A 6438-nucleotide genomic window follows, 5' to 3' on the forward strand; every position below is an offset into this window, starting at 1 on the left:
GGCGGACACTGCAAGCCTCAGCGGTGCCGAGTGGCTGGAGAGCGAGGAGCGGACGAACTATCCGCTGACGTTGGCGGTCGACGACTTCGGGACCGAGCTGGGACTGACGGCGCAGGTCGTGGAAGCGGTGTCGGGGGATCGCGTCATCGGGCTGATGCAGCGGGCGCTGGAAAGCTTGGCGCAGGCGCTTGAAGAGGCGCCGGAGATGCCGCTGCGATCGCTGGACGTGCTTCCGCAAGACGAGCGCGAGCTGGTGCTCGAGACCTGGAACCGGACGGAGGCTGCTTATCCGTCGGATCGGTGCATCCATCAGCTGTTCGAGGAGCAGGTGCGGAGGGATCCCACGGCAACGGCGCTCGTCTTTGAAGACCAGACGCTCACCTATGGTGAGCTGAATGAGCAGGCCAATCGCCTGGCGCATCGTCTGATCGGGCTTGGCGTGAAGCCTGACGACCGGGTTGGGCTGTGCGTGGAGCGCAGCATGGTGATGGTTGTGGGCCTGCTCGGCGTGCTGAAGGCGGGCGGGGCCTATGTGCCGCTGGATCCCGGCTATCCCAGCGAGCGGCTCGGCCTGATGGTCAGCGATGCCGACCCGCGTCTGGTGCTGGTCGACAAGCCGGGGCGCACAGCACTGGGCGAGGCGCTGATCGGTCGCGAAGTGATCGCGCTGGACGGGGCGTGGGCGGAGGGGGAGGACTACCCCGCGAACGATCCCGATCCACGCGAACTTGGCCTGACACCGCGTCACCTCGCCTATGTCATCTACACCTCAGGCTCCACCGGCAAGCCCAAGGGCGTCATGGTCGAGCATGGCGGCGTCATCAACCTGATCCAGGCGATGGCGGACATATCTGGGATCACGGCACAGGACAGGCTTCTCGCCGTCACGACGATCGCCTTCGATATCGCTGGCCTGGAACTGTACGTGCCGTTGAGCCGGGGCGCTTGCATTGTGCTTGCCGGCAAGGACGACGCCAGCAATCCCACCGCCTTGCAGCGCCTCATTGCAAGCAGCAGCGTCACCGTCATGCAGGCGACGCCGGCGACCTGGCGGGCTCTGCTGGATGCGAACTGGCCAGGCGCCCGGCACATGCGCGTCTTGTGTGGCGGCGAGGCGCTGCCGGTGGATCTGTCGAAGCGACTGCAAGCCCGCGTCCAGTCGGTGTGGAATGTCTATGGCCCGACGGAGACGACGATCTGGTCGTCGTGCCTAAAGGTCGGTTCGCGGACGGATGCAGGCCAGCCCTATGAATCCATCGGCCGTCCGATTGCGAACACCAAGATGTATGTGCTGGACGGTCACGGCGAGCCTGTTCCGCTCGGGGTAGCGGGCGAGCTCTATATCGGTGGGGCAGGCGTCGCGCGCGGCTACCTGAACCGTCCGGAACTGACGGCGGAGCGGTTCGTGGCGGATCGCTTCAGCGGTGATCCACAGGCACGCATGTACCGCACAGGCGATCTGGTGCGTTATCTGCCGGACGGCAATCTGTTGTTCCTCGGCCGCAACGATCATCAGGTCAAGATCCGCGGCTTCCGCATCGAGCTTGGCGAGATCGAAGCGCGACTGGTCGGACATGCGCTGGTGCGCGAAGCGGTGGTGATCGCGCGCGAAGACACGCCTGGCGACAAGCGGCTCGTTGCCTATGTCGTGGCCAAGGATGAGGCCAAGAGCGATGCTGGTGGCGAACTTGCTGCGGTGTTGCGGGCGCATCTGAGCGCAACCCTGCCGGAGTACATGGTACCGGCGGCCTATGTGACCCTTGAGGCCTTGCCGCTGACACCAAACGGCAAGCTCGACCGCAGGGCATTGCCGGCGCCGGACGAAGAGGCCTATGCGCGTGGTGCTTACGAGGCGCCGCAGGGCGAGGTCGAGACGATCCTTGCCGGGATCTGGCAAGAGTTGCTGGGTGTCGAGCAGGTCGGACGCCAGGACAGTTTCTTCGAACTCGGCGGCCATTCGCTGCTGGCGGTCAGGCTGCTGGAGCGTCTGCGCCGGCTGGGCCTTGGGGCGGCGATCCGCGACCTGTTCGAGCATCCCCGGCTAGCGGATTTTGCGGCGAAGCTGGGACGCAGCCGCGAGGTTACGGTTCCGGCCAACGGCATCACGCCGCAGAGCCGGACGATCACACCGACGATGGTGCCGCTGGCGGAGCTGAGCCAGGCTGAGATCGACCGGGTGGTGGCGGCAGTGCCGGGCGGTGTCGCCAACGTTCAGGATATCTATGCGCTGTCGCCGCTGCAGGACGGCATCCTGTTCCATCACCTTCTGGCGCAGAAGGGTGATCCCTATCTAATCCGTGGCCAGATGGCTTTTGCCGAGCGCGACCGGTTGGACCGTTATCTGTCGGCGGTGCAGCGTGTGGTCGATCGCCACGACATCCTGCGCACGGCGTTTGTCTGGGAAGGCCTGTCCTCGCCCGTGCAGGTGGTGTGGCGCCATGCGCCGCTCAGCGTCACCGAGGTCGAACTCGATCCGGCCGCTGGTTCCGGCGTGGAGCAGTTGCGACATCGCTACGATCCGCAGCATTTGCGGCTCGACCTGACGCAAGCGCCGCTGCTGCGCTACGTGGTGGCAAAGGATCCCGAGGCCGATCGCTGGCTCCTGGTCGAGCTTTATCACCATCTGGTGGGAGACCACTCGACTCTGGATATTCTGACCGAGGAGATCGAGGCGATCCTGGCGGGACGGGAGCCTGAACTGCCTGTTGCGGAGCAGTTCCGCGATGTCGTGGCACAGGCGCGTCTCGGGGTCTCGGCGGCGGAACATGAGCGCTACTTCCGCGAGCGGCTGGGCGATGTCGATGAGCCGGTGCTGCCATTCGGCCTTGCCGAGGTGCGCGGCGATGGCAAGGGAGTGGCCGAAATACACCGGATGCTGCCGCAGCCCCTCAACGATCGTCTGCGCAGCCAGGCCCGGCGCCTGGGCGTGAGCCTTGCCAGCCTTTGCCATGTCGCATGGGGCCAGGTGGTGGCGCGTGCGTCCGGGCGCGAAAAGGTGGTGTTTGGAACGGTGCTGCTTGGCCGCATGCAGGCCAGTGCAGGCGCCGACCGGGCGATGGGCCTGTTCATCAACACGCTGCCGCTGCGGGTGGACCTGGATGGGCGAGGTGTGGCGGCCGGTGTACGGGACACACACTTGCGGCTGGCGGAACTCTTGCAGCACGAGCATGCCCCGCTGGCGCTGGCGCAGCGTTGCAGCGGGGTGGCGGCGGGAACCCCTCTGTTCAGCGCGCTGCTGAACTATCGACATAACGTCGCCCCGACCCCGAGCCTCAGCGGTGCTGAGTGGCTGGAGAGCGACGAGAGGACGAACTATCCGCTGACGCTGTCGGTGGAGGATTTTGGGACCGAGCTTGGCTTGACGGCGCAGATGGTGGAGGCGGCGTCGGCGGATCGCATCATCGGGATGGTGCACCGGGCGCTGGAGAGCCTGGCGCAGGCGCTGGATGAGGCGCCGGAGACACCATTGCGGTCATTGGATGTGCTGCCGCCCGAGGAGCGGGAGCTGATTGTCGGGATCTGGAACCGGACGGAAGCTGGGTATCCGTCAGATCGATGCATCCATGAACTGTTCGAAGAACAGGTCCGGCGTGATCCCGATGCGATTGCTCTGGTGCAGGGCGATAAGGAACTCAGCTATGGCGAATTGAACGCCGAGGCCAATCGTCTGGCGCATCGCCTGATCGGGCTTGGTGTGAAGCCGGACGACCGGGTCGGGCTCTGTGTCGAGCGCTCACCGGCGATGGTAATCGGGCTGCTTGGCGTGCTCAAGGCCGGCGGTGCCTATGTGCCGCTTGATCCCAGCTATCCCAAGGATCGGCTTGGCTGGCTGGTCAGCGATGCCGATCCGCGTCTGGTGCTGGTGGACAAGGTGGGCCGCGCCGCGTTGGGCGATGCTCTGTCCGACCGCGAGACGATCGCGCTGGATGAGGCGTGGGCGGCGGGGGAGAACTACTCCGCGAACGATCCCGATCGAAGAACCCTTGGCCTGACACCGCGTCACCTCGCTTATGTCATCTACACCTCAGGCTCCACGGGGATGCCAAAGGGCGCGCAGAATGAACATCGGGCGCTCGTCAACCGCTTGGTCTGGATGCAGGATGCCTATCGCCTGGATGCCAAAGATGTGGTGCTGCAGAAGACCCCGTATAGCTTCGATGTTTCTGGATGGGAGTTCTTCTGGACCCTGCTGACCGGGGCCAGGCTGGTGTTGGCAGCACCGGAGGAGCACAAAGACCCGAGCGCAATGGTCGATGCGATCAAGCGGTATCGGATCACGACGATACACTTCGTGCCGTCGATGCTGGCGAGCTTCCTGGAAGTGGAGGGCGTGGCGGACTGCACATCGCTGCAGCGTGTGGTGTGCAGCGGTGAGGCGCTGCCGGCTTCGAGCGTACACAAAGCCCAGCGCCTTCTGCCGCAGGCGAAGCTGCACAACCTGTACGGTCCGACAGAGGCGGCGATCGATGTGACGGCCTGGACCTGTCCGACCGGCTTCGACGGGAACATTGTCCCGATCGGCCGCCCGATCGCGAACACAAAGATGTATGTGCTGGACGAGCACGGCCAGCCTGTTCCACTCGGCGTTTCGGGTGAGCTTTATATAGGCGGTGTGGGCGTCGCTCGTGGCTACCTGAACCGTCCCGAGCTGACGGCGGAGCGTTTCGTTGCGGATCGGTTCAGCAGCGACCAACAGGCGCGGCTCTACCGGACAGGCGATCTGGCGCGCTACCTGCCGGACGGCAACATCGAATACCTTGGCCGCAACGACCATCAGGTCAAAGTCCGCGGCTTCCGCATCGAGCTTGGTGAGATCGAAGCGCGGCTTGGCGAGCATGCGCTGGTGCGTGAAGCGGCTGTGATCGCGCGGGAAGATACGCCTGGCGACAAGCGGCTCGTCGCCTATGTGGTAACACGTGGCGAGGCTAGCGCTGATCTCGCGGCGATGCTGCGGACGTATCTGGGCGGCCTTCTGCCGGAATACATGGTGCCTGCGGCCTATGTGGTTATGGAGGCACTGCCGCTGAGTGCAAATGGCAAGCTCGACCGACGAGCGCTACCGGTGCCGGAGGACGGGGCCTATGCGCGTGGCGCGTACGAGCCACCGCAGGGCGAGGTGGAGGCTATCTTGGCCGGGCTGTGGGCGGAGTTGCTGCGTGTCGAGCAGGTCGGACGCCAGGACAGTTTCTTCGAACTCGGTGGCCATTCACTGCTGGCGGTGAAGCTGCTGGAGCGTCTGCGCCGGCTGGGCCTTGGGGCGGCGATCCGCGACCTGTTCGAGCATCCCCGGCTAGCGGATTTTGCGGCGAAGCTCGGATGGGCCCGCGCGGTGGCGGTTCCTCCCAACGGCATCACGCGGGAGAGCCGAAGGATCACGCCTGACATGGTGCCGCTGGCACAGCTGAGCCAGGCTGAGATCGACCGGGTTGTTGAAGTGGTGCCGGGCGGGATTGCGAACGTCGAGGACATCTATGCGCTGTCGCCGCTGCAGGACGGCATCCTGTTCCACCACCTGCTGGCGCAGAAGGGTGATCCCTATCTGATCCGTGGCCAGATGGCTTTTGCCGAGCGCGACCGGTTGGACCGTTATCTGTCGGCGGTGCAGCGTGTGGTGGACCGGCACGCCATCCTGCGCACGGCGTTTGTCTGGGAAGACCTGTCCTCGCCGGTGCAGGTGGTTTGGCGCCATGCGCCGCTCAGCATCACCGAGGTCGAACTCGATCCGGCCGCTGGTTCCGGCGTGGAGCAGTTGCGGCGTCGCTACGCCCCGCAGCATCTGCGGCTCGACCTGACGCAGGCGCCCTTGATGCGCTACGTGGTGGCGCGCGATCCCGAGGCCGATCGCTGGCTGTTGCAAATAGCCAGTCACCACCTGATCGAGGATGCTGCTTCAGCAGACCCCTTCTTCATGGAGATCGATGCGCTCCTGGCGGGTCGAGAGGCCGAATTGCCTGTTGCGGAGCCGTTCCGCAACGTTGTGGCGCAGGCCCGCCTTGGGGTCGCTAAGGTGGAGCATGAGCGCTACTTCCGCGAGCGGCTTGGCGATGTCGAGGAGGCTTCGCTGCCATTCGGCCTGACGCAGGTGCTGGGCGACGGCGAGGGTGTCGTCGAAGTGTACCGGAAGCTGCCGCAGGCGCTCAACGACCGGCTTCGAATGCAGGCCCGTCGCCTGGGCGTGAGCCTTGCCAGCCTCTGCCATGTCGCGTGGGGGCAGGTGGTGGCGCGCACGTCGGGCCGCGAGACGGTGGTGTTCGGCACGGTGCTGCTTGGACGCATGCAGGCCGGCGCCGGTGCTGACCGGGCGATGGGCCTGTTCATCAACACGCTGCCGCTGCGACTGGACCTGGATGGCAGGGGCGTTGCCGCGGGCGTGCGGGACGCGCATCTGCGCCTTGCGGAGCTTTTGCAGCACGAGCATGCGCCGCTGGCCTTGGCGCA

1 protein-coding gene is annotated in these 6438 nt (G+C 65.5%); it reads left to right on the forward strand.

Translation table 11 applies throughout. The features are described from left to right. A partial coding sequence (locus C1D09_RS11220; RefSeq protein WP_143974324.1) for a non-ribosomal peptide synthetase occupies nucleotides 1-6438 on the forward strand: 6438 nt, incomplete at both ends.

The organism is Mesorhizobium intechi (genome assembly GCF_002879535.1).
GTDB lineage: Bacteria > Pseudomonadota > Alphaproteobacteria > Rhizobiales > Rhizobiaceae > Mesorhizobium > Mesorhizobium intechi.